Origin of the sequence: Bradyrhizobium nanningense (assembly GCF_004114535.1) — a bacterium.
GTDB classification, from domain to species: Bacteria; Pseudomonadota; Alphaproteobacteria; order Rhizobiales; family Xanthobacteraceae; genus Bradyrhizobium; species Bradyrhizobium nanningense.
Genome location: NZ_LBJC01000028.1, coordinates 1 through 24,452, shown reverse-complemented (window position 1 = coordinate 24,452; position 24,452 = coordinate 1). Strand labels below are relative to the sequence as shown.

The following is a 24,452-nucleotide window of genomic DNA, read 5'->3' as shown; positions in this document are numbered from 1 at the left end:
TGATCGACTTTGCAGAGGGCAGACGAATCCTTGCGGCAGGCTAAGTCGGTTGAAACTGGTGCAAACGGACGTCGAACAGCTGCGGAAGGCCGATGCTGCCGTGCTTGCCCGCGGCGGTAGACTCACTCTAACCAAGAACAGCTACCAATTTCGTACATGAGCCGAAGATGTCAAAGTCGAGCCGAAATCTGCCCACTAGCGGTTACGCAATCATGATCGATGGCCTTGTGAAGACCGAGTTCGCGACGAGAGATGGGGTGGAGATCGCGGCGCGGGATCTGAAGCGGAGATTTCCCATGCTGCAGGTCAAAATCTACGATGCGGTCGCTGGGCAGGTGAGTGCGTCTTGACCGTCCGTCACCGTTTGTACGCATCCTAGTCCTTTTCCGTTCCGCAGTGAACAAATGCAGTCGCTGGGGCTCGGCTAAGCGTGCGGACAAGCTCGACGATGGCATCGCTTGCGAGTGCGCGGTGCGCACCGAAGCGTCGGCAGGAATCGCAAACGCCAATGCCCTCAGCCAATGGCCAAGCGCTGGGCTCGGGTCAGGAGGGCCGGCGGTGTTTCCGACAGCGGCGGTCCGGCACGCGCCAATCTCACGCGCTGCGAAGCCGTCTCTGGCGTTGCTGCCGTTTGCCGCGGTTTGCCGCCGGTCGTGAACCGCGGTCGCGGCGAGGCTGCGAGCCGCCCCCGGTGCTGCTGCGGTCCTGGGACCTGCGGCAGCTTCGGCAGCGGCCAGCCGAGCTTCGCCGGGCTGTTCGGGTCGAGTTCGTGCGGCATGGGCAAGGTGCCGCCGGCCTTGACATAGGCCAGCAGCACCGCGTCGCTCCACAATTTCATCGCCTCGGTCTTCAATGGCATCTCTTGGCTCGTGAGGTAGAACTCCCGCGTGACCTCCGACATCTTGTCGTCCGGATCGCTGCGGTCGTGCGGCAGGACATGGCCGAGCAGGGCCGAGACGGCCGCCCCCGAGACCTTGTCGGGATGCTCCTTCAGGAAATCCGTTGCTATAGTCCGCACCAGGTGCGGCCAGAACTGCGGTAGATCTCCCAAATAGTTTTCCGTGTACTCTCCTTTGCCGTTCTTCTTCCTGCCGCCCATGGCGCGCAAATGCGCATTCAGGCTGCTCGGATAGAGCCCGGGATCCGGGTTTTGGGGGTGATTGCGGCGGCTCCTTCTTCGGGAGGAGGCGAACATCCAATCGCTCCGGATGCGCAGGCCGCGCCTTTTTTCGATGAGCGCTTCAAAATCTCGCTCGCAACAGCGCGCGATGTGGAGCAGGAATGGCGGGATCGGGAGCATGAAGCGCCGCTTGTTCTTGACGCCCTCCGCCGGCCATTCCGCCGTGCCCCAGGGTTGGGCCGTCGTGGAATACGGGTTCAGCGGATCGACATATTGCAGCTTGCTCCGCCTGAGCTGGGTGCAGGTGTATTTCCGGTTGAGGGTGAACACCACCCACCACAGGCTGGCGCGGACCGCAGGCGAGACTTTCCGGTTTCCGCTGCGACCGGCGCAATAGCGTTCGTGGATGGCAAGCAGCTGACCCAGCGCCTCGACCTTGAACGCCGCCCGTGCGGCGTTGAATTCGCGATCGCGCTCCTCCATCTGCTCGATTTCATCGGCCGTCGGCTGCGGCGGCTTGATCTCCTCCCACCAGGGCACGACGCCGACGAGTCCGCTCTCGATGGTTCGTTCGGAACGGGCCCAGGTCAGCGCGGCCCGAACCCAGGCGAGCGTCTTGCAGCAGGCGCCGTGCCCTCGCTCGCGGTGGACGGCATCGAGCAGTTCGATCAGGTCGACGTCGGTCAGGTTGGACAGCCTTTTGGTCTGCCAGGCGGCGAACTGGGGCTTGTCGAAGCAACCCGCGATGTCGCTCAGGGTGCTGGGCGCCGGCAGTTTGACGCGCTTGCCTTTCTTGCGCTTGACTTGCCGCGAGGCCTGGAATTCGCGGTCGAGGTCGGCCCAGCTCCACCCCTTTGTGTGCGGGCGTCGGCCCGACCGCATCCCATAGTAGCGCGCGCCGGCGATGTCGCGCGCCTTTTTCACCGCAAGATAGCTGTCGTCGCCGGGCTCGCGCTTGGCGTTGCCGATCCGCTTCATCTGTCCGTTGGCGCGGACGAACCAGCCGACGCGGGGCCCGCGCTGGCGCAGGACCAGGTAGCGTTGCTCCGTGTCGCAGTAGTCGTAGCACTCATTCGAGTCCTTGGCGCGCGCCGCACGGGCCAGCGCGCCGGTCACCACCTCGTCGGTGATCAAAACCCGCTTCGACTTCTCAGCTGGTCTGCGTGAGCGTGACATGGCCACCTCCGTGACTCCTGCCGTAGCAAGATCGTAGCACGGGGTGGCGGGAAGGGGAGGGAAAATCGCCCTTGCAAGTGCCTGACCCGGTGGGTTTTTCCTGGCATTTCGGGTCGGATCCGCGCGAAATGCGCGCCGCAAGGACTCATCAAGGACTCATACCGTTAGAGCACGGGAATCATAATCCTGGGGTCGGGGGTTCGAGTCCCTCTCCCGCTACCAATAATTTCAACTCCCGATTTTTTTGCGCATGGCTTGAGCCTAGGCTGCGTTGGTGCGCTGCTTGGCCACGAGCACGTGCGACTAGGAACTCCCACGCACGCTCGACGCTTGAATCGGCGGGCCAGAGTCGCCGCCGATTGCTGGCCTGCACGGCCCGCCTCCAAGCCTCCTGCCCCCCAGGGTGGGCCGTGCGTCACGCGAGGAGACACCATTGTCCGACCCGACCGAGCAAGAGATCAGAGAACGCGCGCATCGCCTGTGGGAGCAGGCCGGCAAGCCCGAAGGCCGCGAGGACGAGTTCTGGCAGGCCGCCGAGCAGGAGCTGCGCAACGAGGACAAGTCCAACACGTTGCGGACGCCGGATACGCTGTGATGAACAAGACCTGCCCATTCTGCCGGGTCTGGGATGGGTCTGCGAAAACCATCCGCTCCGGGCCTGGAGCGAGAAGCTCGGCGGCTGCCGCTGCGGCGAGGGCATGCCCTGCACCTGCAACACGACCGAAGATCCCGAGATACGCGTGGTGATCGTCGAAGCCGATACGACGTGGCACTAGCGATGTGATGGTGCGTAGGATGGGGTGAGCCCTCGCGAAACCCATCACGCCTCGACGTCGACTAGACCCGATTGGTTTCGCTTCGTTCGATCGATCCTATACGCTCCTCATCCCACGCTGTTGCCGAGGGAACAGACCATCCCGGAAGGAATTCAGTGTCTGACAGCACGGGCTCTGAAAACAGTCCTTTCCCACGGCAGTGTCGGCGGTGGACGAGCAGAAGAAGATAGAGCACCAGATCGAACTCGCAACGCGAGCGGCCGCGCTCGTCAAGGACGAGACCACCGGCCATCGCTTCCGAAGCTTTGCCGACGAGCTGAAGCGAAAGCTCCGCCGCATGATGGGCCGCGGTCAGGTGCGCGCGCGTGCCTATGAGCTCTGGGAGCAGGCCGGGCGGCCAGCCGGTCAGGATCTGGAGTTCTGGTTCGAAGCGGAACGGCAGATCGAGGAAGAACGCGAGGCGCGGAGAGGCTCGGGCGCTTCATAGGTGTAAGCTGCGCGATCGATTGAAGGGCCGCATTTGGACTGTTGAAAGGTCGTCATGCCCGGGCTTGTCCCGCCTGCGGGGCCGAAGCCCCTTCGGCGCGGCGAAGGCCCGGGCATCCACGTTCTAAGTGCCGCGGTGCAATGAAGAAAAAAGCCGCCGGGCTCTTCACCCTAGCGGCCTCGAAAAGTCCCTAGCTGTTGATTGCCTCCGCAGCCTTACGCGTACCGCCGTTACCTTGTTTGCGGCCATGCGGCCCGTTTGTAGGCGAGGGCGGGTGATTCTGCTGTGACTTGAAGCACACAGTGGAAAAGAGGATGGCAGCGCTGGGGAGAGGTGCCGCGTGAAGCTCGGACTGTTGGGTGGGTAGAGCACTTGCGAAAACCCATCATGCTTCAATGGTCGCTGCACGATGATGGGTTTCGCATCGCTCTACCCATCCTACGGACTCTCACCCTCAGAGTTAGCGCGTCGGGCAAAACACCCGCCACCCCGTCAACCCCTCCCCGCAAAAATATTCCACTTTACCGAAATTCGGATTTGTCGTATGTGTTGACCATCCCGGCTCACCAAGAGGGGCGATCTTGTGGTCGTCATGTTCGCGAGCCGGGCTTGCGGTGGACGCGGCAGCGTCGGCACGAGATGGGGCGGGCAGGGCGGGTAGTCCCTGTGAGCTCGAACCCCGCGTGCGGACGAGCGGCGCTGCTAGGCTTCGTCTCGTCTTGCAAGTTTCCGGCTTCGTCGACAGGGCTGGAAAAACTGCGGCGATATGGCGGGCCGTGCGTACGGCAAAACCGTGTGGTCCTGGCCGTCGTTGCTACGGTCAAGCCTTTCGAAGATGCGCGCGAACCCAACCGGGTGGACGGCATCGCCAATTCGAACGGCGAGGGAGGCCAGAAGGAAAGTTCGGCTCCCGGGAGATCACGGCATAAGCCGTCCGACCACCGCGCAGGGAAGGCCGAGTGATCGGCACCACCTGTATGCTGCTGTGCGGTTCCTTCTGCGTGTGCATTTTCGCGCAGCGGACCGCGGGTGCGAGGTCAGCACCCGGCCTTCCCTGCGCCCTCTTGGCTTTGAGAGGGTGGAGACCCAATCAAAGCTCGGGCGAAACGCGCCGCGAGGTTGCGAAGGCGCGTCTGCCACCACGCACACAGTGTCATCGCCCGCGAAGGCGGGCGATCCAGCACTCCGAGACGGCAGTGATCGAACCGAGAGGCCGCGGCGTACTGGATTCCCCGCTTTCGCGGCGAAGGCGGGGAATGACCGCGTCATTTGGAGAAGCAAGCTGCCGCCTCAAACGCCGTCATTGCGAGGAGCTCGCGACAAAATTGCGAAGCAATTTGCGCTGGCGACGAAGCAATCCAGAGTATTCCCGCGGAGGGATTCTGGATTGCTTCGCTACGCTCGCAATGACGGTGTGGACAGAGCAGTGCGTCCCACTCCGCTCTCATGCCCCGGACGCAGCGCAACGCTTCTTCGGCGGTGCGCTGCAGAGCCGGGGCCCATGTCGCGGCATCGCAACATGCCTCCTCCTGGGTCCCGGCTCTGCACCGCAACGCTCAATGCGTTGCGGCTGGTCCGGGACACGCGCGTCCATCCGGCCCGCTCAGACCCGATACCACGCCGCCAGATTCCACGTGGTGACGTCCCAGCCCGACATGTCGACCATGAGGTTGTTGACGTGGGCGTTGACGACGTTGCGGGAGAGCAGCGGCAGGAAGATGTTGGCCTCGCAAAAGGTCTCGTCGACCTTGATCAGCAGCGCGGCGCGCTTGGCGGGGTCGAGCTCGTTCTGCGCGGCCTTGTAGGCCTTGTCGGCTTCGGGATCGGACCAGCGCGAGATGTTGCGGCCGAGCCATTTGTTCTCCTTGGTGGCGATCTCCCAGGAGACGCACTGGTTCAGGAAGCGCTCCGGGTCGGGCTGCGGCTGCGTGGTGTTGTACATCTCCATGTCGGCATAGAATTTCGAATAGGTGTCGGGGTTGCCGACGTCGGAGGAGAAGAACACCGAGGCGGTGACCGCCTTGATCTCGATCTCGATGCCGGCCTTCTCGCAGGCCTGCTTGATGATGGCCTGCGTCTTCTGGCGCGGCGCGTTGGTCGAGGTCTGGAACACGTATTTGAGCTTCTTGCCGTCCTTCTCGCGGATGCCGTCCGCGCCTTTCTTCCAGCCGGCCTCGTCGAGGAGCTTGTTGGCCTTGTCGATGCTGAACTCGTATTTCAGCTTGGGCGACTTGAACTGCTTCGGCGCGTTGACGAAGCTCGCGGTGGCGATGCCGCCGCGGCCGTAGATGAATTTCTGGATCGCATCGCGATCGATCAACAGATTGATCGCCCGGCGCACGGCCGGATCGGACAGCGTCGGATGCTTGGTCTTGGCGTTCGAACGCTCGCCGTCGACCTCGGTCCACGGATCGGTGGTGTTGAGGATGATGAACTCGACATTGCCGGAGGGCGTGATGTCGAGCTTGCCCTTGCCGCCCGCCTCCATGCGCTTGAGCACCTCCTCCTCCACCTGCATGTTCCAGGCGAAATCATACTCGCCGGTCTGCAGCACGGCGCGCGCCGCCGACACCGCATCGCCGCCGCCCTTGATCTCGAGCGTGTCGAAATGCGGCTGGTTCTTGATGTGATAGTCGGCATTGCGTTCGGCGCGGATCAGGTCTCCCGGCTTGAACTCGACGAATTTGTACGGGCCGGTGCCGACCGGCTTCAGGTTGGCCGGTGCCTCGCGCGACTTGGCGCCGGCATAGTCGCCAAAATGATGTTTTGGCAGGATCTGGCCGACCGAGCCGACGAACGGGTCGGCCCAGAACGGCGTCGGCGCCTTGAAGATCACCTTGACCGTATGGTCGTCGATCTTCTCGACCTTGATGTCCTTGTAGGACCCGGTGCTGTAGGCGGCCGTCGCGAGATCCGCGGCGTAAACCCAGGTGAAGACGACGTCGTCGGCGGTGAAGGGCTTGCCGTCATGCCATTTGACGCCCTGCTTCAGCTTCCAGATCACGCTCATGCCGTCGGCCGAGAGGCCGCCGTTCTGCTTGGTCGGGACCTCGGCGGCGAGGCAGGGGATCAGATTGCCCTCCTTGTCCCAGCCGGCGAGCGGCTCGAAGAACACGCGCGAGGCCATCTGGTCCTTGGTGCCGATCGCGAAATGCGGATTGAGCAGGGTCGGGGCCTGCCAGAACAGCAGCTTCAGCGGACCGCCGCCGCCGGCCTTGGTCGGCTTGTAAGGGAGCGTGGCATCCGCCATCGCGACGTCGTGCCAGACCAGGATCTGGCTCGCGATCGGGGCCGCGATCCCGACCGCGGCCACCTTGTGGATGAACGAGCGTCGCGACAGCGTGCCTTGCTTCACCTGTCCGACCAGACCCCGGATTTCGTTCTCGTTCATCAGATGACCCTCCACCTCGAAGACAATCGTCCCTGGCGGTCATCATGTTGCATCATGCGCGAGGCGGCAATGCCGGCAAGGCTGCCCTGCGACGAAATGACGACGTGGAGAGCCCGTGCGGGCCAAGAACCGGGATCGCCGCCTGAGAAACCCAGGCGGCGATCCGGCGCGAACTTAAGTGAACTTGGGGAAGTTCTAAGGCCGCGCCGGAACGCTAACGCGATCACTCCTGGCGCATCAAGTTTCGTGATGTTGCAGCGCCCGGAGATTCATTGCAACCGCCACGCCATCGCCACACATGAGCCCTTGGGGAGCCGGCATCGACCGGACGCTGGCCACGCCGATCGCCGCGGCCGACAGCAGCAGTGCCTTTACTCAACAGCTGGTGGTCGCGCCGCCAGTCTCGCGCGCCGCGCGTCGAGTCGCCATGATCGCCTCACGCTTCGCGGCCGCCGTCCATTCGTTTCGCGTTTGCCGCCGAATGGAGAACGCGGGCCCGCCACAAGCACTCAATATGGATTTCCATTTCATTGATTTCGGCCTACGGAGAAGCGAATACGGTTCCGATTATTCTCGCCGCGCCATGGAGACCAAGATGTCGTTTCGCCTCCCCCTGATCCTCGCAACCGTGCTCGCCGTCTGGTCGGCCTCGGCCTCCGCCGAGACCATCAGGATCGGCGTGACGCCGGGGCCGCATGCGCAGATCCTCGAGGCGGTGAAGCCGATCGCGGCCAAGCAGGGCCTCGACATCCAGCTCATCGAATTCTCCGATTACGTCGTGCCGAACGCCGCGCTCGATGCCGGCGAGATACAGGCCAATTCGTTCCAGAACCAGCCGTACCTGGACAACCAGAAGGCCGATCGCGGCTACAAGATCGAGGCCGTCGGCCTGACGGTGAACTTCCCGATCGGCGTCTACTCGAAGAAGCACAAGGCCTTCGCCGACATTCCCGAGGGCGGCAAGGTCTCGATCCCGAACGATCCGACCAATGGCGGCCGCGTGCTGCTGTTGCTGCGCGACAAGGGCGTGATCAAGCTCAAGGACGGTGTCGGCTTCAAGCCGACGGTGCTCGACATCGCCGAGAATCCCAAGAAGCTGAAATTCATCGAAGTCGACGCGGCGCAGGCGCCGCGCGCGCTCGACGACGTCGATGCCGCCGCGATCAACACCAATTACGCAACCCAGGCCGGGCTCGATCCGGTCAAGGATCCGATCCTGCGCGAAGACCCCAAGGGCCCCTATGTCAACCTGATCGCGGTGCGCACGGCGGACAAGGACAAGCCCTGGGTCAAGATCCTCGTCGACAGCTACCACACGCCTGAGGTGAAGGAGTTCGTCCTCACCAAGTTCAAGGGCGCGGTGCTGCCGAGCTGGTAGGCAGTCTGCCCATTCAAAGCCCAGCGCAGGGCGATCCCGGCGGGCAGCCCCGCGCATGAGCCTTGCGCAATGCCCGCTTGTCTGGAGCAGCAGTAACCGACATCATCGGGGGCCTCGCCATCCTCGTCCGACAGGGGTCGTATGAAACGCTTTGCAAACCTGAAACGCCTGGGGTTCTTCACGCGGCTGCTCGACGAGGCCCCTCCGGCGGACCGCTACCGCTTCGCGGTCGAGCAGATCGTGCGCGCCGAAAAAGCGGGCCTCGATTCCGCGTGGATCGCGCAGCATCATTTCCACGAACGTGAGGGTGGCCTGCCGTCGCCCTTCATCTTGCTCGGCTACGTCGCAGCCCAGACCTCGCGCATCCGTCTCGGCACCGGCATCGTTACGCTGCCGCTCGAGAATGCGGTACGGGTGGCAGAGGACGCCGCGGTGCTGGATCTGCTCTGCAACGGCCGCTTCGAGCTCGGCGTCGGCACCGGCGGCAATCCGTCGGCCTTCGCCGCCTTCGGCCTCGACAGCGCCCAGCGCAACGAGATCTTTGCCCGCAACCTCGAGGTCGTCCGCACCGCCTTGGTCGGCAAGCCGCTCGATGGCGGCGACACGATCTATCCGCAGCGGCCGCAACTGGACAAGCGCATCTGGCAGGCCACGTTCTCGGTGGCCGGCGGCGCCCGTGCCGGCAAGGCGGGCGATGGCCTGTTGCTGTCGCGCACCCAGCCGCGGACCAGGGAGGCGCCGACAGCCACCCTTGCCGAGATCCAGAATCCGGTGATCGACGCATATCTGGAGGCGCTGCCCAAGGGAGCCGAGCCCCGCATCATGGCCTCACGCAGCGTCTTCGTCGCCGACGATCATCATGAGGCGATGCGCTTTGCCGATATCGGGCTGCGGCGCGCGCTGCCGCAATTCCTCAAGGGTGGCCACGCCAAGCCGGGCGAGACGCTGGAGGAGATGATCACGGCATTCGACACCCATGTCGGCGATGCCGACCACGTCATCGCCTCGCTACGTGCCGACGCCACGCTGGAGCGGGTAACCGATCTCGTGTTCCAGGTGCATTCAATCGATGCGCCGCATCCCCATGTCCTGCGGTCGATCGAGCTGGTCGCGGAGAAGGTCGCGCCGGCGTTCGGCTGGACCCGGACGGCACCCGAAGTGGCGCTGGCAGGTTAACCGCTATGAACGCGATCGCGTCGCACGAGGCTGAATGATGGCGACAACAGATATCATCGACACGCTCGCAGGGATCAAGCCGAGCTCGGCGCTCGACGTCATCCGCGCCCACCGCCTGCAAGCGCGCGAGAATGCGCAAGCGAGCTATCTCTCGCTGTTCGAGCCGATCGACGCGAGCGATTTCTCGCTGGTCGAACGCGCCGCGGTCGCAGCCTTCGTGACCGGGCTCCATGGCGAATCCCCCGTCGCTGCCTTCTATCGCGAGAAGCTTGCAGCGAACGCGGAAGCCGCAGCGCTCGTCGAGGCGATCGAGGTCGAGATCGAGCGGGGCAAGACTTCAGGACCCTATGGCGCGTATCCGGCCGGCCCGTTGTCGATCGAGAACAAGGCCGGCCTGATTTTTCGCGTGGGTGCGGAGCGCAAGGCCACGCTCGGTCCGCGGCTTGTCGCGGCCCTCGAGCATGCCCATCTCCTGGTGTTTCGGCCCCGCGACGCCGCGTCCGCCGACATGAAGGCGCTGCTGGACGCCGGCTGGTCGACCACCGGCATCGTCACCCTCTCCCAGCTCATCGCGTTCCTGTCGTTTCAGCTGCGCGTCGTCAGCGGCCTGCGCACGCTCGCAGCCGTGAACGCATAAGAGGAGGCCGCAATCATGAGCGCCGCCGTCAATCCCCCTGTCGTCTTCACCCAGGACGAGCTCGGTTGGGTCTCCTGGATCGATCCGCTGCCCGAGGCCGAGCTGACCGAGCGACACTACGCCGGCCTGGTCGATCGCGCCCGCGCCAAGTCGGACTATTTCCGTCTCCTGGTGCGCGATCCCGAAGTGCTGGAGGCCCGCACCAAGACCGACAAGGACATCTTCTACAACGTCGCCGACGGCCTGCCGCGTGCCGAGCGTGAGCTCTCCGCTGCCGCGACCTCGCGCTACAACGGCTGCATCTATTGCGCCTCCGTGCATGCGCGCTTCGCCAGCACCTATTCCAAGCGCCGCAAGGACGTGCAGCGTCTGCTCGACGAGGGCGTCGGGGCCGATCTCGGCGAGCGCTGGAACGCCATCGTGAAAGCCTCGGTCGCGCTGGCGGCGACGCCGATCGCGTTCGGTCCGGACAATATCGCCGAGCTGCGCCGCGCCGGTCTCGACGATGCCGAGATCGTCGACGTCATCAACGGCGCCTCGTTCTTCAACTGGGCCAACCGGCTGATGCTGTCGTTCGGAGAGCCCTCGAAATAGCCAATCTCGCCGGCACAAGAATTGCTGCCTTATTAAACTGGCGTTTCAACACCTGAGTGGATGGAGCCGTGCATGAGCAACATCGATCGTCGTACCCTGGTGAAGGGCTCGCTTGCCGCCATGATGGCGGGCGCCGCCTTCTCGCGCGGTGCCTTCGCACAATCGTCCGAACCGATCCTGCTCGGCGTCAGCGGTCCTCTGACGGGACCGAACGCGCAATATGGCACGCAATGGAAGCAGGGCTTTGATCTCGCGCTCGACGAGATCATGGCGGCGGGCGGCATCAACGGGCGCAAGCTCGTCTACCAGTTCGAGGACAGCCAGAGCGATCCACGCCAATCGGTGGCGATCGCCCAGAAATTCGTGTCCGATCCCCGCATCGTCATGGAGCTTGGCGATTTCTCCAGCCCCGCCTCGATGGCGGCCTCGCCGATCTACCAGCGCGGCGGCCTCGTGCAATTCGGCTTCACCAACTCGCACCCCGATTTTACCAAAGGCGGCGACTTCATGTGGAGCACGTCCGTCAGCCAGGCCGACGAGCAGCCGCTGCTGGCGGCCTATGCGGTGAGGCGTCTCGGCCTCAAGAAGCTCGCAGTGCTGCACCTCAACACCGATTGGGGCCGCACCAGCCGCGACTATTTCGTCAAGGCGGCGAAGGAATACGGCGCCGAGGTCGCGGTGACCGAGGGCTATATCGCGGAGGAGCGCGATTTCCGCTCCACGCTGGTGCGCGTGCGCGATGCCAATCCGGACGGGCTGATCCTGATCTCCTATTATTCCGACGGTGCGCTGATCGCGCGTCAGGCGCGGCAAGTCGGCCTCAAGCAGGTGATCTGCGCCGCGAGCTCGGTCTACTCGCCGAAATTCATCGAGCTCGGCGGCGAGGCGGTCGAGGATGTTCATCTCGGCACGCGCTATTTCCCCCAGGATCCCAGACCCGAGGTGAAGAAGTTCATCGCGGGCTTCAAGGCCAAGTATGGCGGGCAGGAGCCCGATGCCTTCAACGCCTATTCCTATGATGCGATGAACATGGCCGCCGCGGTCGTCAAGATCGGCGGCACCGACCGCCGCGCGATCCGCGATGCCTTCGCGAAAGTGAAGGACGTCTCCAGCGTTATCTTCGGCCAAGCTACGTTCGACGTCGAGAGCCGCCGCGTCAAGGGCGCCATGAATGCCGAGCTCGTCGTCCGCAAGGGCCAGTTCGAGCTCTGGGACGGCAAGCCGACCTGACCTGATGGCCTGAGCATCCGCTTCGGCCCGTTCTCCCTTCAGTAGGAACGCTGCGTGTCTTCCTGGCTCGACTACACCATCAACGGGCTGATCGTCGGCAATGTCTACGCCCTGGTTGCGGTCGGGCTGGCGCTGATCTTCGGCGTCAGCCGGCTGATCAACTTCGCGCAAGGCTCGATCTATCTGGTCGGCGCCTATATCGGCTGGGTCGCGGTGGTGCAGCTGCATACACCGCTGCCGCTCACCATCATCGTGGTGGCTGCGGCTGCCGCACTCGTCGGGCTGATCATCGAGCGGTTCGGCCTGCGGCCGCTGCAGAACTCGGTGCGGATCGCACCACTGCTCGCGACCATCGGCATCAGCTTCGTGCTCGATCAACTGGTGATGCTGACCTTCTCGCCCAATCCGCGGGCGCTGCCGAGCCAGTTGCCGGACGTGCGCTTCCAGGTCGGTGGTGGCACGATCGGCCCGCTCGACCTCTTGATCGCCGGCGTCGGCATCACCAGCGCGCTGCTGCTGTTCGTGTTCCTGCGCTACTCCAAGCTCGGCTGGGCTGTGCGCGCGGCCTCGCAGGACCGCGACGCCGCGATGCAGATGGGCGTCGACGTCAACCGCGTCAATCAGGCGGTGTTCGGCATCGCTGCCGCGCTCGGCGGCGTCTCCGGCATGCTGGTCGGCATGTACTACAACCAGATCGACACCGCGATGAGCCTGCAGGCGACGCTCAAGGGCGTCGTCGCCGAAGTCGTCGGCGGCGCCGGCAATGTGCCCGGTGCTGTCGTCGGCAGCCTGCTGCTGGGACTGGTGGAAAGCTATGGCGTCGCCGTGTTCGGCACCAGCTACCGCAATCTGTTCGCGTTCCTGCTGCTCGTCGTCGTGCTCGTGCTGCGGCCGAACGGCCTGTTCGCCAGCGCGCGGCAGGCCCCGCCCGAGCCGCTCACCGGCACCTTCATCGCGCCGAGCCGTCCCGTGCGCATTCCGCGCTGGGCCTTGGCTGTTGCGGCGGCGATCTTTGCCATCCTGCCCTTGTTCCCGGTGTCGTTCTACGTGCTCCAGACCCTGATCAACGCCTGGCTGCTCGGCATGCTCGCGCTCAGCCTGACGCTGGTCGCGGGCACGATCGGCCAGGTCTCGCTCGGACACGCCGCGCTGCTCGCGATCGGCGCCTATACGTCAGCGCTGCTCTCGCTGACCTTCGCCGTCCCAGTCGGCCTCGCCATCATCGGCGGCGGGCTGATGAGTGCTGCACTCGGCACCACATTGATTTCACCCTCGTTCCGCCTGCGCGGGCATTATGTGTCGATCGCGACGCTTGCCATCGGCGAGATCGTCTCGCTGGTGATCCTGAACTGGGAAAGCGTCACGCGCGGCCCGATCGGCATCTCCGGCATCCCGCCGCTGTCGTTGTTCGGCTATGATTTGATCAGCCCGACCTCGATCTACTGGTTCAGTCTCTCGGTGATGGTCGTGCTGGCGCTGCTGCAGGGGCGGCTGCTCACCTCGCATCTCGGCCGCAGCTTCCGCGCCATCCGTGACGACGACATCGCCGCGCGCGCCTACGGCCTCAGCCTGAATCGCTACAAATCGCTGGCCTTCATCTTCGGCGGCTTTGCCGCCGGCATCAGCGGCGGCATCGCGGCGCATCTGTATTCCTACATCAACCATGAGACCTTCAACACGCAGCAATCCATCCTGGCGCTGACCGTCGTCATCCTCGGCGGTCTCGGCAATGTCGTCGGCGCTATTCTCGGATCGGTGGCGCTGGTCGGACTGCCCGAGATGTTCCGGATCGCGGCGGAGTATCGCATCCTGATCTACGGCATCGTGCTGCTGCTGCTGGTGCGGTTCAGGCCGCAGGGCCTGCTGGGGACGATCTGATGGTGGAGCAGTCTCCCATGCTGTCCCTGCGCGGGCTGACGCGCCGCTTCGGCGGCCTCACCGCCGTCGACGCCATCAATCTCGATCTCGCCAAAGGCGAGCTCGTCAGCATCATCGGCCCGAACGGCGCCGGCAAGACGACGCTGTTCAATCTGGTCACAGGGCTCGATCGGCCCGACGCGGGTGCGGTTCAGTTCGAAGGCCAGGGCATCACCGGCCTATCACCGGAGCGGCTCGCGGCCGAAGGCATCGCGCGCACGTTCCAGCTCGGCCGCGTCTTCGGCAATCTCAGCGTGATGGACAACGTCCTGATCGGTGCGCATACGCGGCTGCGTGCTGTGAAGCCGGCGTTCCCGGTGATCGGCCCGCTGCTTGAACTGGGATTGGCGCTGCTGCGGCCAGCGAGCGTCAAGGCGGAGGAAGAGCGGCTGCGCGAAGAGGTCAAGGCCATCCTCGCCCGCTTCGGCGAGCGGCTGCTGCCCCGGGTCGACCAGCCCGCCTATAGCCTGTCCTACGCCAACCGCCGCCGCGTCGAGATCGCGCGCGCGCTCGCGCTGAAGCCTCGCCTGTTGCTGCTCGACGAGCCGACCGCCGGCATGAACCCGACCGAGACCGCGGAGATGCAAGCGCTCGTCGCCGAGCTGAAGGCCGAAGGGCTGACCATCCTGCTGATCGAGCACAAGCTGGAGATGGTGATGCGCCTCTCCGACCGCGTCATCGTCATGGACGAAGGCAAGAAGATCGCAGAAGGACTGGGCGAACAGGTGCGGAGCGATCCCAAGGTGATCGAGGCCTATCTCGGCCACGGGCTGTCAGGGACGGCGGAGCAGGAGAGCGCGGCATGACGAACGCGTCGCCCGAGGCGCTGCTGGCGCTCTCCAACGTCAACACGTTCTACGGCCAGGCCCAGGTGCATTTCGACCTGTCGATATCGGTCGCGCGCGGCCACATCGTCTGCCTACTCGGCGGCAACGCCAGCGGCAAGTCGACGACGATGAAGATCATCCTTGGCCTCGTGAAACCGCGCTCGGGCGAGGTGACGTTCGACGGCGCCTCGCTCGTCGGACTGACGACGCCGCAGATCGTCCGCCGCGGCATCGCCTCGGTGCCGGAGGCGCGGCGGCTGTTTGCGGAGATGAGCGTGCGCGAGAACATCCTGATGGGTGCCTTCGTGCGTAACGATCGTGAGGCGATCGCGCAGGATCTCGACAGGATGCTCACCCTGTTTCCGAAGCTCGGCCAGCGGCTGTCGCAGCGCGCCGGCTCCTTGTCGGGCGGCGAGCAGCAGATGGTTGCGATGGCGCGCGCGCTGATGAGCCGTCCCAGGATGATCGTGATGGACGAGCCGACCATGGGCCTGTCGCCGCTCTATGTCGATCGCGTGCTGGAGCTGATCCGGACCATCAACCAGGAGGGCGTCTCGGTATTCATGGTCGAGCAGAACGCCAGCCTCGCGCTGGAGATCGCGCACGAAGCCTATGTGCTGCAGACCGGAAAGATCGTGCTGTCAGGCCCGGCGCGCGCGTTGAAGGACGATCCGCGCGTGCGCGATGCCTATCTCGGCGGCTCCGAGGCGGCGTAGAGGTCTGAACCTCTTCCGCTTGCGTCAGGGCGATCGCATTTGGAGATTGTTCGCCTGTGGCCATCCTTCGAGACGGCCCGCCGTTGGCGGGCCCTCAGGATGAGGGCCGGGGGCGCGGCACTGGTTTCAACGGGCAGCAATGCTACTTAGCCTCATCCTGAGGAGACCGAGAAGCGGTCGTCTCGAAGGACGAGGCGTGCGCTCAGGTCCCGCACTCAGGCCGACGCCGCGCTCGCGATTTGCTCGGCCGGCAGGTCATCGCCATTGGGATCACCGGGGGCCGTGGCCCAGGCCAGCTCGACCAGCGTCACGATCCTGCGTCCACCACCATCGAGCTGGACCACGACCAGGCCCTGCTCCTCCATATAGCCGAGCAGCCGCTGCGCCCGGCGCAACGAATGCGAGCCGTAGGCGCGGGCGATTGCGGCGTCGCCGGGGCAGGGCCAGCCTTCCTTGGCCGCGCGCGCGATCATCATGAATACGCCTTGCATGTCGTCCGGCAAAATGGACGCTCGCAGCGAGACATCCTGCCAGGCGTCATCTTCAGTGAGATCAGCGCCGAGCCCGGCGCGCGCATGGGTCAGCATGCGGCGGAATTCGTTGAGATCGGGCACCGCCGTGCCGAGGCCCTCGATGCGGCAGCGAACCACGAACTCCTGATAGAGCACGCCGATGGCGCGGAAGCCGGCGTCGGGCGCGGCGAGCACGGCACGCAGCGTACGGTCCACGCGCTCGCGCCGCTCGGCGAGCTCCTCGGCACTGACCGGCACCTCGACCGCTGCCGGTTGGATCACCGGGGCGGCGGCCTTCGCGGCGCGAAGCTGCTCCAGCAGATCCGGCGCCGGCCGGCGCTGCGGCCGGCTGGCATCGGGCGGCGGCGCGGCCAGGATCACGGCGCGCATATCTTCAGTGGTCGCCTCCGGCAGCGGCATCAGCCGCGGCGTCGAATTGCGCGGAGAGGTGTCGGTCGGGCCGATGTTCAGGCGTAGCGGACGGCGCGACAGCGCAGGCCCCAGCGCCATGAATTGTCCGCGCTCGAGGTCGCGAAAGGCTTCGGCCTGCCGCCGTTCCATGCCGAGCAGATCGGCGGCGCGCGCCATGTCGATGTCGAGGAAGGTCCGGCCCATCAGGAAGTTGGAGGCTTCTGCCGCGACGTTCTTGGCGAGCTTCGCCAGCCGCTGGGTCGCGATGATGCCGGCGAGGCCACGCTTGCGGCCGCGGCACATCAAATTGGTCATCGCACTGAGCGAGAGCTTTCGCGCTTCGTCCGAGACCTCGCCCGCGACCGCCGGCGCGAACAGCTGCGCCTCGTCGACGACCACGAGCATCGGATACCAATGGTCGCGGTCGACGTCGAACATCCCGCCGAGAAACGCGGCGGCGCGTCGCATCTGGTTCTCGGCGTCGAGGCCCTCGAGATTGAGCACGGTGGAGACGCGATGCAGCCGCGCGCGCTCGCCGGCGACCTGAAGACCGCGCTCGGTGTGATCCTCGGCTGCGATCACCAGATGGCCGAAGCGCTCGGCCAGTGTGACGAAATCGCCTTCGGGGTCGATGATGGCCTGCTGCACCCAGGGCGCGCTCTGTTCCAGCAGCCGCCGCAACAAATGCGATTTGCCGGAGCCCGAATTGCCCTGCACCAGGAGGCGGGTCGCCAGCAGTTCCTCGAGGTCCATGGCGGCCGCGGCGCCTGCCGTGGTCTGCCCCATCTCGATTGCAACCGTCATGTCCCCGACTCAAGTCCCGTCATTCGCGGACAGCGGCTTATCAATCCCGCCGCCGCGCGTCGAGCGGCACGGGTCGATCATGCCGCGTTGCCCACGGCGGCGTTCAGGCGTGGTTCGATTGCCGTAGAAGTGCGGGCCGATAGGGCGGTTGCGGATCGTCGTCCTCGTTTGCGGGGATGAGGCAGGAGCCGAATTCCTGCCTGATCCGCTCCATCTCGGCGATGCGTTCGTGCAGTCGCTGCAAATGCTCCGGCGATGTTGCCCGCCAGAACCGGAACGTGTCGGCCGTGAGCGGCACGAAAGCCGTGCCGAACAGCGTCGGCTCGGGAACGATGGTGCGTCCGAGCAGCAGGAAGCGGTCGGCGCCGGAGACGACGAGGGTCGCATAGCCCCGGTTTCCGATCCGCCTGATCCCGTTCAGCGACCATTCGGCGAGCTTGCCGAAATAAGGCTCCTCGCGCCAGCGATCGGGGCAATGGTCGTCGACCGTGACGTTCACGGCATCCTGGCTGAAATGCACGATGATGCCCGACTTCGCCGGGAACCAGTCATCGTCGAGATGCCCTTGCAGCCAGGCGCAGACGAAGGAGCGGCACATCTGGGGGCGGCGGTCGTAGATGGTGCAGCCGGTGCCGGTCTGCCAGTGCTTGCAGAGCTGGTTCACCGGCTTGTCGACGGCGGCCACTTCGAGGATATCGCAGCAGGCGTTGCACGATCCGCATTGCCGGGCCAGCGGCGTCGTCTTCGGCACGCCGGCCGCCTTGAAGCCCTGGCCGTCGCGCACGAGCAGTTTCTGCTTCTCCAGCGCGTTCAACGCGCGCTCGATCTTGAGACGGGACAGCCCGGTGGCGTCGATCACGCCCTTCATGGTCGTCGCGCCTGCCTCGACCGCGCGGACGACGCTCAGCATCGTCTGATCCATTACTTCTGCTTCTCTGTCTGTCCTGGATCCCGATGCAGGCACGGCCCATCCGCCAAATTTGCGTCACACAGGGAACGGTCCCAGCTCAATCGTCGGATTGAGCGCGTCGTTGCCGATGAATGCAATCCGCGGCGTCATTGCCGGATGACGGAAGTGGGGTCCCTCGCCGGAACCCAGCACATTGCCCGCGCATCCCGATCCGGTCACACGTACCGGCGCGCCTACTGCGCGCCGGATCCGCCCTGCACGATCTTCTCGTTCAGCTTCTGGTCCACAGTGTCGACCGTGCGGTCGATCTCGGAATTGGGCACGCCGAGCTGATGCGAGATCAGCTTCACCAGGAGGTCGACGCGCTCGATGAAGGGCGCGCCACTTGCGACGGCACGCGCGGCCGATGACGGCTTGAGCAGGCTCTCGGCGGCCTTGGCGTATTTCGCGAAGGGCACCTGGTCCTGCGGATCGGCGCCGAGGCGGCGCGCGATCGCATCGACATGGTCGTAGATCGTCTGCGAGCGCTTGAGATCGCCGTGCACGGCATCGCGGATCGATTGCGGCTCGTGCGGCGTGATGCAGCGGTAATTGCCGGTCAGCAGCATCGACCATTTCGCCAGCGGCACGAACAGGGAATCGAAAACTTTCAGCTTCACCGGCACATCGTGGCCGTCGAGCGTCACAGCATCGATGTCGGCCTCCAACTCGCGCAGCACCTTGTTGTGCTTCTCATCGGCGAACACCGACGCCTTGAAGTTGGTGGGCAGGCCGACATGCAGCACGTTCGCGGCTTCTTCCCGCGGACGGAACGCCTGCGGGTCGGGCGAGCACAGCGTCACCAGCCCGGGCTCGAACCGCTCCCACACCTGCGCATTGGTGTAGGCCTCTTCCAGATCCATGTCGGCGAGCGCCGGAATCCGCTTCAGATAGGGCAGCGGCGGCATGTTCATGATCGACAGGCACGGCAGCTTCGCCGCGGCGATCTTCACCATGAGAACGCGCACCGTGTGGTTGGTGTATTGCGGCTCCTGCATCGCAAGGCCAACCATATCGTAGCGGGAGAGATCGACATTGGCCGGGGTCACGGCGTCGAGCTTGCCGGGCAGATCGCGCGAGAAGATCGCCCGGTGCACCGCCTCGTCCCGCAGCTTGATGCGTACCTCGGTACCTTCGCGGTTAATCAGCTCCGCGGTCTTGGCGCGGCAGACCAGGGTCACGTTGTGCCCGGCCATCAGCAGCTTCGTGCCCAGCAGGGAGCCGTAAGAAGCCCCGAGAATCAATATGTTGCGCGCCATGCTCCGTCCCTTTGACAATTTGTGCGATTTTTGAGCCCCGGCCGTCATCCGGCGGGCGAGTTGCCGGCATGTAAAGCGAAGTCCGCGAGGATGGCAACTGGGATAATGCATACAAGGCGGCGCCGAAATCGGCCTCGCCTGGATGGAGCGAAGAAAGATTCGACGATCATTACGTCCGCCGGCAGGGACTCCCGCCTTGCGCGGCACTCGATCCGGCCATGGGCGCTCGTTTCTCGCCCGACCGATAAGCCTCGGTACCTGCCGCCGTCAGTCCGCTCGCCAATGCTGTACGGCTTTACCGAATTCCGATCTGTCTGATGTCGCGCTCGTCCCGGCTCACCGTGAGGTGCGATCACACGTCGTCACGCTTCGCGTGCCAATGATCGGCACGTTGGCCGGTATCGCCGTCATCGTCTTGTCACGTCCGCAGCGCGCATTGACGAAGCGACAATCCGCCGCATCGCTCACCATATCGTGGTTTCACAATGACGGCCTAGGCAGGCATGTCTCTTCGGTCGGCGAAGTGAAGTCATTTCTATTCGCCGATCGCAACAAGAAACGACCGGGCCCGAATCGCAAGCGTGGCGGTCTACGCGGGCAAACAACTATGTGTCAGCGATGGAGCTGGGACGTGACGATTGAGTTGAGCCAGCCTCGGGTCGGCTCGTTTGGAATACCGGCGGTCCCGCGCAGAGCCTCCGCCGCGCGAAGCGAGGATGCAGCGATTGTCGGGGTGGGTCTCGTCGCCTCGAGGCGCTGCGCAGAACGTGAGGCCGGCGGATCTGGACGCAAGTCCGGGCAATCGTTGACGGCGCCGTTCGGGGGCTGACATGGAAGGTGATCATTGGCCTTACGGCTCGTGCGACGGCGCCGGGCAAAGCCTGGCTCGCTTGCGGGATCGCGCGTCACAATTTTTCGCAAGCCTGTCCGTCGCGGAGCTCGGGCGTGAGACGGACCGGCAATTGTGGATTTCGGACTGGCTGAGGGTCGCAGACGACTACCGGGCATTGGCCGAATCCGCGCGCGACACCGGCTCCGCTCAGATTGCGCGGGAAGCGTGGCTATGTTCGCTGACGGCCCTCGAAGTCGTCAGACGTCTGTCCTGCCCGGGTGATGTCGCAAGTGCCGACCTCGCTGACGAGGTCGGCATCAGCCTGAGGGGCTTCGAGGCAGAGGCTGGTCTGGCGATCGAGCGCGTCAAGATCGACTGCTTCGATCAAGGGGTGCTGGCTGGCTTCTTTCTGCCGGCGCTCCGTCATGGGCCTTCCGCGCCGGCGGTGATCTGCGTCAGTGACGAGGACATCAGTTTGGGCTCGATGATGAGCCGGCTGTTGCCGGCCTCGCTCTGCGGGACCATGTCGCTGCTGCTCGTCGATGCCGGCAATTCGACGGTTCATCGTGCCTTCAAGCCGGTGCACAGGCTTCAGTGCTGGTTGGACTATCTGCAGGGGCGCCCCGATGTCGACCCGCGGCGGATCGCGATCTACGGCGAAGGGACGGGCGCCTGTCATGCGTCCCGCCTTGCCCTCTCGGATCGCAGGATCGCGGCCGCGGTGTGCGACGGCGGCCTGTTGACGCCGCGCATGCGTCGCGCCTCGCTACGCTGGATCAGCGGCTTCGGACAGGCCGCCCCTGACGGCGCCTCGACGGGTTCGTTGCTGCCGTCGCGTCGGCTGCCGTGCCCGCTGCTCATGATCGTCGGGAGTCGCTCCATGATATGGGAGCAGGACGCTCTCGAGCTGCAGGCCGATTATCGGCAGACCGGAGCGGATTGCTCGGTCGTCGTCCCCAACAACGTGTCGCACCCACTCGGCGAGGTCGAGAATTTCATCGCCGTCGACGACTTCGTTCTCGAATGGCTCGACAGCAAGCTTGGTGCGGCCCGTCCGCATGAACCCGTGACGTACCTCTAGCCGGTCAGGGCATAAGCGGCGCGCTATCCTGACGCGGCGCGACGACGTCAGCGTTCGGCTCGGGCACTCAGTCTGTCCCGGACATTTGCGGATTACGACGCGTCGATCGCCAGCAATCGAGCCGCCAGCCGGGCGTTCCTGGCGATCGTAGCGAGCGCGCCATTCAGTTCAGCTAAAGTCTTCTCGTCGAGCTCGTTGAACATGGTCGAATTCAAGGCGAGCCTTCTCTTGGATAGTTTCTCGATCTCCGTCTTCGCCTTCGCCGTCAGCGACATCAGAACGAAGCGGGCGTCGTCCGCTGCCGGCCGTCGCGATAGCAAGCCGCTCTTTTCCAGGGTCTTGGTCTGGTTGGTGACGAAAGCCGGATGGACCCGCAACTTGTTCGCGATCTCGATGCCGGCGACGCCGCGCCCCTCGTCCAGCTCGGTGATGGCCATCATGATCAGCCATTGCGGCTGGGTAATGCCCAGCAGTCCGGCCCAACTCGCGTGGATGTCCTCCAGCTGCGCGTGAATTTCGACGACGTTCCAGATGAAGTCCGTGATCGCCCTGTCGAGTTTTTTCTCGATCATGTGGCTTTGCCCCCCGCTTCGGCGTTGATCCCTTCTTATTGCTCTTGAATCAGTCTTTTAACGGCATATTCCGAGGGCGTCTCAGATTTCCGTCGTGATGAGGCCGAAACCGTCCGACCATTTGATGCTTGCAAAAAGCAATTAATTAAATTACGTATCGTCGCACTCAATCTTTGCTGCTCTTGACCCTGTCGATGGACGGCGATGTGAGACCTCCAAGAAAGCCCTCGGGATGCCCCCTGAGGGCTTTTTACTTTTTATTCAGCATGTTAGTTCGCATTCCGACAGGTTCTGTTGCTCTCGGGCAACATCTCTCGCCGAACTTACAATTCACTAAATCAATAAATTGAGGCGATTGTTTTTATAAACTATACGTGAGGAACGACGGAGGGGGGGCACCTCACTGTCGTTTCAGTCCGGACCTTCAGTGCGGATCTGAATTGAACGGAAATTATGAGGGTGAAGCGGTGTCCTCCGAGGAAGCCGAGCCCCCTGAATCGACCTGGAGGTTTACCTAATGAAGTTGACGAAGTCGCTCTTTCTCGGCTCGGCTGCCGGCCTGATGGCCGTCTCCGGGGCGTTCGCAGCCGATCTTCCCGTGAAGGCCAAGGCGGTCGAATACGTGAAGATCTGCTCGCTGTACGGCGCCGGTTTCTACTACATCCCGGGCACCGACACCTGCATCAAGCTGGGTGGTTATCTGCGCGCCGAAGTCGCGTTCAACACCAACAGCAACTACGGCATCTCGAACGGCTCTCCGGCCGGTGCGCACAACCGCCTCAGCAACTACTACCAGATGCGCGCTCGTGAAGATCTCAACATCGACACGCGCACCGCGACCGAGTACGGCGTCGTCCGTACCTTCTTCGACGGCGTGTTCACTTGGACCACCGGCGGCTATCAGGGCTCCGGCTCCGCGACGGGCGGCACGGTCTATACCGGCAACCTCGGCCTCAACACCTCCGGCGCCACGCCGGCGCTCGTTGGTTCGTCGATCAACGGCACCGACGGCAACACCTCGGGCGGTTCGCTCGGCGTGTACTACGCCTTCATCCAGTTCGCTGGCTTCACCATGGGTAAGGCCGTGTCGCAGTTCGACGCGCCCTGGACCAACTATCCCGGCAACAACATCGACAGCCTCGTCGGCGGTTCCGGCACGGTCACTGGTGTCAACCAGTTCACCTACACCGCTGACTTCGGTCAGGGCGTGACGGCGGCCTTCTCGGCTGAAGACGCGACGGCCTACTATCAGGCCGGCAACATGAATCTGACCGGCGCCAGCGCTGGCAGCATGATCGGCGGCACCTACGGCTCCAACGCCATCGGCGGTTCGCGTTCGCCGAACCTCGTCGGTATGGTCCGCGTCGACCAGGCTTGGGGTATGTTCCAGGCGTCGGTCGCTGCGCATGACAACCACGTGGCCTATTACGGCGCCACCGAGACCACCGGTCACCCCGACGACAAGTGGGGCTGGGCGGTTCAGCTCGCTCTGTCGATCAAGAACATCCCGACCGGTGCGGGTGACGTGATCAACATCCAGGGCGTCTACACCGACGGTGCGACCCGCTACAACTTCCAGAACCTGGCGGGCAGCAGCTACTCGATGTTCGGCAGCTCCGGCGTTGCCTACCAGAGCGTCGGCTTCGCCTCCGCTCCGGACACCGTGTTCATCACGGGCGGCCAGCAGGAGACGGTGAAGACCTGGGGCTTCCGCGGTGCTTACACCCACAACTGGGATCCCTACTGGAACACCGCGCTCTACGGTGCCTACGCTCAGGCGCAGTACGGCTCGGTCGCCAAGACTGCGCTTTGCGGCGCTGGCGGTGCAGGCGGCGTGTTCGGCGGTCTCGCCGGTGTCACCGGCTGCAATCCTGACTTCGCGGTCGCCCAGATCGGCCTGATCACCCGCTGGACCCCGGTCAAGAACCTGACCTTCTCGGGTGACGTGAACTGGACCCACCTCGACCAGAAGTACTCGGGCACGGTTGGTTACGCCGGTGCCGGCACGACGGCCAAGCCGGCCGCTCTGTACGAGCTGAAGGACCAGGACAGCATCACCCTGCTGCTCCGCGCTCAGCGCAACTGGTAAGATCTGTCGAAGTCTTTCGACGAGCACCCGGCGGGCAACCGCCGGGTGTTTTTTTGTGCGCGGATGTTGCGAGCGGCCCGGCGGCCCGTGGTTCCGTAGCCCGGGTGAGCGCATAGGGACGTCAGTCGCAAGTGTCCCTCGGGCCGTCAACCCGCAACGGCAAAGTATCCCATTTAACCGAAATTCGGATTTATCGCGTGGGACTCTCACCCCGGTTCGCGAAGGCGCGCCCGTGGCCACACGCGCGGTGTCATCGTCGGGGTTGATGGCGGGCGATCCAGTACTCCGAGACGGCTGTGATCGAGCCGCTACGCCGCGGCGTATAGGATTCCCCGCTTTCGCGGGGAATGACGGCGGCACTTGGAGAGCAAGCTGCCGCCTCATACGCCGTCATTGCGAGCGCAGTGAAGCAATCCAGAGTTGACCTTCCCCCAAAAAAGTGGACAGGGTTCAAGCCGATTTTAGCTCCATCTCGACCGGGCTGATATAGCCGATAGCCGAGTGTCTGCGGTGATGAT

18 protein-coding genes are annotated in these 24,452 nt (G+C 64.4%); 12 read left to right on the top strand and 6 right to left on the bottom strand.

Features of this window, described 5'->3' with window-relative positions:
* Positions 1-514 precede the first annotated feature (514 nt).
* On the bottom strand, positions 515-2,296 hold the full coding sequence (locus tag XH84_RS23110) for a site-specific integrase (protein WP_128921429.1): 1,782 nt from the start codon (positions 2,294-2,296) through the stop codon (positions 515-517).
* 433 nt (positions 2,297-2,729) lie between these two features.
* On the opposite strand from XH84_RS23110, the gene XH84_RS23105 reads away from it, so the two are divergent.
* Both XH84_RS23105 and XH84_RS23095 read left to right on the top strand, forming a co-directional pair.
* Positions 2,730-2,891 carry a DUF2934 domain-containing protein gene (locus tag XH84_RS23105; protein ID WP_080672312.1) on the top strand — a complete coding sequence of 54 codons (162 nt, stop codon included), beginning with the start codon at positions 2,730-2,732 and terminating at the stop codon, positions 2,889-2,891.
* A 389-nt stretch (positions 2,892-3,280) separates the two neighbouring features.
* Positions 3,281-3,559 carry a DUF2934 domain-containing protein gene (locus XH84_RS23095; RefSeq protein WP_128921430.1) on the top strand — a complete coding sequence of 93 codons (279 nt, stop codon included), beginning with the start codon at positions 3,281-3,283 and terminating at the stop codon, positions 3,557-3,559.
* Between the two features lie 1,603 nt (positions 3,560-5,162).
* Here XH84_RS23095 and XH84_RS23080 read toward each other — a convergent pair.
* Positions 5,163-6,950, bottom strand: coding sequence for a peptide ABC transporter substrate-binding protein (locus XH84_RS23080; RefSeq protein WP_128921432.1), 1,788 nt, complete (start codon positions 6,948-6,950; stop codon positions 5,163-5,165).
* Between the two features lie 583 nt (positions 6,951-7,533).
* Here XH84_RS23080 and XH84_RS23075 point away from each other — a divergent pair.
* The 8 genes from XH84_RS23075 to XH84_RS23040 all read left to right on the top strand — a co-directional run bounded on the left by XH84_RS23075 (position 7,534) and on the right by XH84_RS23040 (position 15,425).
* Complete coding sequence (locus XH84_RS23075; RefSeq protein ID WP_128921473.1) at positions 7,534-8,328, top strand: MetQ/NlpA family ABC transporter substrate-binding protein; 795 nt, start codon at positions 7,534-7,536, stop codon at positions 8,326-8,328.
* Positions 8,329-8,469: 141 nt separating this feature from the next.
* Positions 8,470-9,504 carry a putative FMN-dependent luciferase-like monooxygenase gene (locus tag XH84_RS23070; protein WP_128921433.1) on the top strand — a complete coding sequence of 345 codons (1,035 nt, stop codon included), beginning with the start codon at positions 8,470-8,472 and terminating at the stop codon, positions 9,502-9,504.
* A 37-nt stretch (positions 9,505-9,541) separates the two neighbouring features.
* On the top strand, positions 9,542-10,141 hold the full coding sequence (locus tag XH84_RS23065; RefSeq protein WP_164936504.1) for a CMD domain protein: 600 nt from the start codon (positions 9,542-9,544) through the stop codon (positions 10,139-10,141).
* 15 nt (positions 10,142-10,156) lie between these two features.
* Positions 10,157-10,735: an alkylhydroperoxidase domain protein gene (locus XH84_RS23060; RefSeq protein ID WP_128921435.1), complete on the top strand. Its 579-nt coding sequence runs from the start codon at positions 10,157-10,159 to the stop codon at positions 10,733-10,735.
* A gap of 72 nt (positions 10,736-10,807) precedes the next feature.
* Entirely contained in the window at positions 10,808-11,965 is a 1,158-nt protein-coding gene (locus XH84_RS23055; protein WP_128921436.1) for an ABC transporter substrate-binding protein, read from the top strand.
* Positions 11,966-12,019: 54 nt separating this feature from the next.
* A complete protein-coding gene (locus XH84_RS23050) occupies positions 12,020-13,843 on the top strand; it encodes an ABC transporter permease (protein WP_128921437.1) in 1,824 nt (607 codons plus the stop codon).
* Positions 13,843-14,688, top strand: a complete 846-nt coding sequence (locus tag XH84_RS23045; RefSeq protein ID WP_164936501.1) for an ABC transporter ATP-binding protein — start codon at positions 13,843-13,845, stop codon at positions 14,686-14,688. Before XH84_RS23050 ends, XH84_RS23045 begins: the two co-directional genes overlap by 1 nt.
* Complete coding sequence (locus XH84_RS23040; protein WP_128921439.1) at positions 14,685-15,425, top strand: ABC transporter ATP-binding protein; 741 nt, start codon at positions 14,685-14,687, stop codon at positions 15,423-15,425. The genes XH84_RS23045 and XH84_RS23040 overlap by 4 nt, the downstream gene beginning before the upstream one ends.
* Positions 15,426-15,640: 215 nt before the next feature.
* Here the strand turns inward: XH84_RS23040 and XH84_RS23035 are convergent, their stop codons facing one another.
* The 3 genes from XH84_RS23035 to XH84_RS23025 all read right to left on the bottom strand — a co-directional run bounded on the left by XH84_RS23035 (position 15,641) and on the right by XH84_RS23025 (position 19,360).
* On the bottom strand, positions 15,641-17,152 hold the full coding sequence (locus tag XH84_RS23035; RefSeq protein ID WP_128921440.1) for a helicase HerA domain-containing protein: 1,512 nt from the start codon (positions 17,150-17,152) through the stop codon (positions 15,641-15,643).
* A gap of 103 nt (positions 17,153-17,255) precedes the next feature.
* Positions 17,256-18,074, bottom strand: coding sequence for a YkgJ family cysteine cluster protein (locus XH84_RS23030; RefSeq protein ID WP_128921441.1), 819 nt, complete (start codon positions 18,072-18,074; stop codon positions 17,256-17,258).
* A 221-nt stretch (positions 18,075-18,295) separates the two neighbouring features.
* Positions 18,296-19,360: a ketopantoate reductase family protein gene (locus XH84_RS23025; protein ID WP_128921442.1), complete on the bottom strand. Its 1,065-nt coding sequence runs from the start codon at positions 19,358-19,360 to the stop codon at positions 18,296-18,298.
* Positions 19,361-20,190: 830 nt separating this feature from the next.
* Here XH84_RS23025 and XH84_RS23020 point away from each other — a divergent pair.
* A complete protein-coding gene (locus XH84_RS23020; protein WP_128921443.1) occupies positions 20,191-21,273 on the top strand; it encodes an alpha/beta hydrolase family protein in 1,083 nt (360 codons plus the stop codon).
* 92 nt (positions 21,274-21,365) lie between these two features.
* On the opposite strand, the gene XH84_RS23015 is transcribed toward XH84_RS23020, so the two are convergent.
* A complete protein-coding gene (locus XH84_RS23015; RefSeq protein WP_128921444.1) occupies positions 21,366-21,845 on the bottom strand; it encodes a MarR family winged helix-turn-helix transcriptional regulator in 480 nt (159 codons plus the stop codon).
* A gap of 517 nt (positions 21,846-22,362) precedes the next feature.
* Between XH84_RS23015 and XH84_RS23010 the strand changes: the two genes are divergently transcribed.
* Positions 22,363-23,934 (top strand): porin, encoded by a 1,572-nt coding sequence (locus XH84_RS23010; RefSeq protein WP_128921445.1) that lies wholly within the window; start codon positions 22,363-22,365, stop codon positions 23,932-23,934.
* The last annotated feature ends 518 nt before the right edge of the window (positions 23,935-24,452 follow it).

Coding starts and splice junctions, on each gene's coding strand:
- XH84_RS23110 (WP_128921429.1), bottom strand. CDS start 2,296: ATGTCACGCTCACGCAGACCAGCTGAGAAGTCGAAGCGGGTTTTGATC.
- XH84_RS23080 (WP_128921432.1), bottom strand. CDS start 6,950: ATGAACGAGAACGAAATCCGGGGTCTGGTCGGACAGGTGAAGCAAGGC.
- XH84_RS23075 (WP_128921473.1), top strand. CDS start 7,534: ATGGAGACCAAGATGTCGTTTCGCCTCCCCCTGATCCTCGCAACCGTG.
- XH84_RS23070 (WP_128921433.1), top strand. CDS start 8,470: ATGAAACGCTTTGCAAACCTGAAACGCCTGGGGTTCTTCACGCGGCTG.
- XH84_RS23065 (WP_164936504.1), top strand. CDS start 9,542: ATGGCGACAACAGATATCATCGACACGCTCGCAGGGATCAAGCCGAGC.
- XH84_RS23060 (WP_128921435.1), top strand. CDS start 10,157: ATGAGCGCCGCCGTCAATCCCCCTGTCGTCTTCACCCAGGACGAGCTC.
- XH84_RS23055 (WP_128921436.1), top strand. CDS start 10,808: ATGAGCAACATCGATCGTCGTACCCTGGTGAAGGGCTCGCTTGCCGCC.
- XH84_RS23045 (WP_164936501.1), top strand. CDS start 13,843: ATGGTGGAGCAGTCTCCCATGCTGTCCCTGCGCGGGCTGACGCGCCGC.
- XH84_RS23040 (WP_128921439.1), top strand. CDS start 14,685: ATGACGAACGCGTCGCCCGAGGCGCTGCTGGCGCTCTCCAACGTCAAC.
- XH84_RS23035 (WP_128921440.1), bottom strand. CDS start 17,152: ATGACGGTTGCAATCGAGATGGGGCAGACCACGGCAGGCGCCGCGGCC.
- XH84_RS23030 (WP_128921441.1), bottom strand. CDS start 18,074: ATGGATCAGACGATGCTGAGCGTCGTCCGCGCGGTCGAGGCAGGCGCG.
- XH84_RS23025 (WP_128921442.1), bottom strand. CDS start 19,360: ATGGCGCGCAACATATTGATTCTCGGGGCTTCTTACGGCTCCCTGCTG.
- XH84_RS23020 (WP_128921443.1), top strand. CDS start 20,191: ATGGAAGGTGATCATTGGCCTTACGGCTCGTGCGACGGCGCCGGGCAA.
- XH84_RS23015 (WP_128921444.1), bottom strand. CDS start 21,845: ATGATCGAGAAAAAACTCGACAGGGCGATCACGGACTTCATCTGGAAC.
- XH84_RS23010 (WP_128921445.1), top strand. CDS start 22,363: ATGAAGTTGACGAAGTCGCTCTTTCTCGGCTCGGCTGCCGGCCTGATG.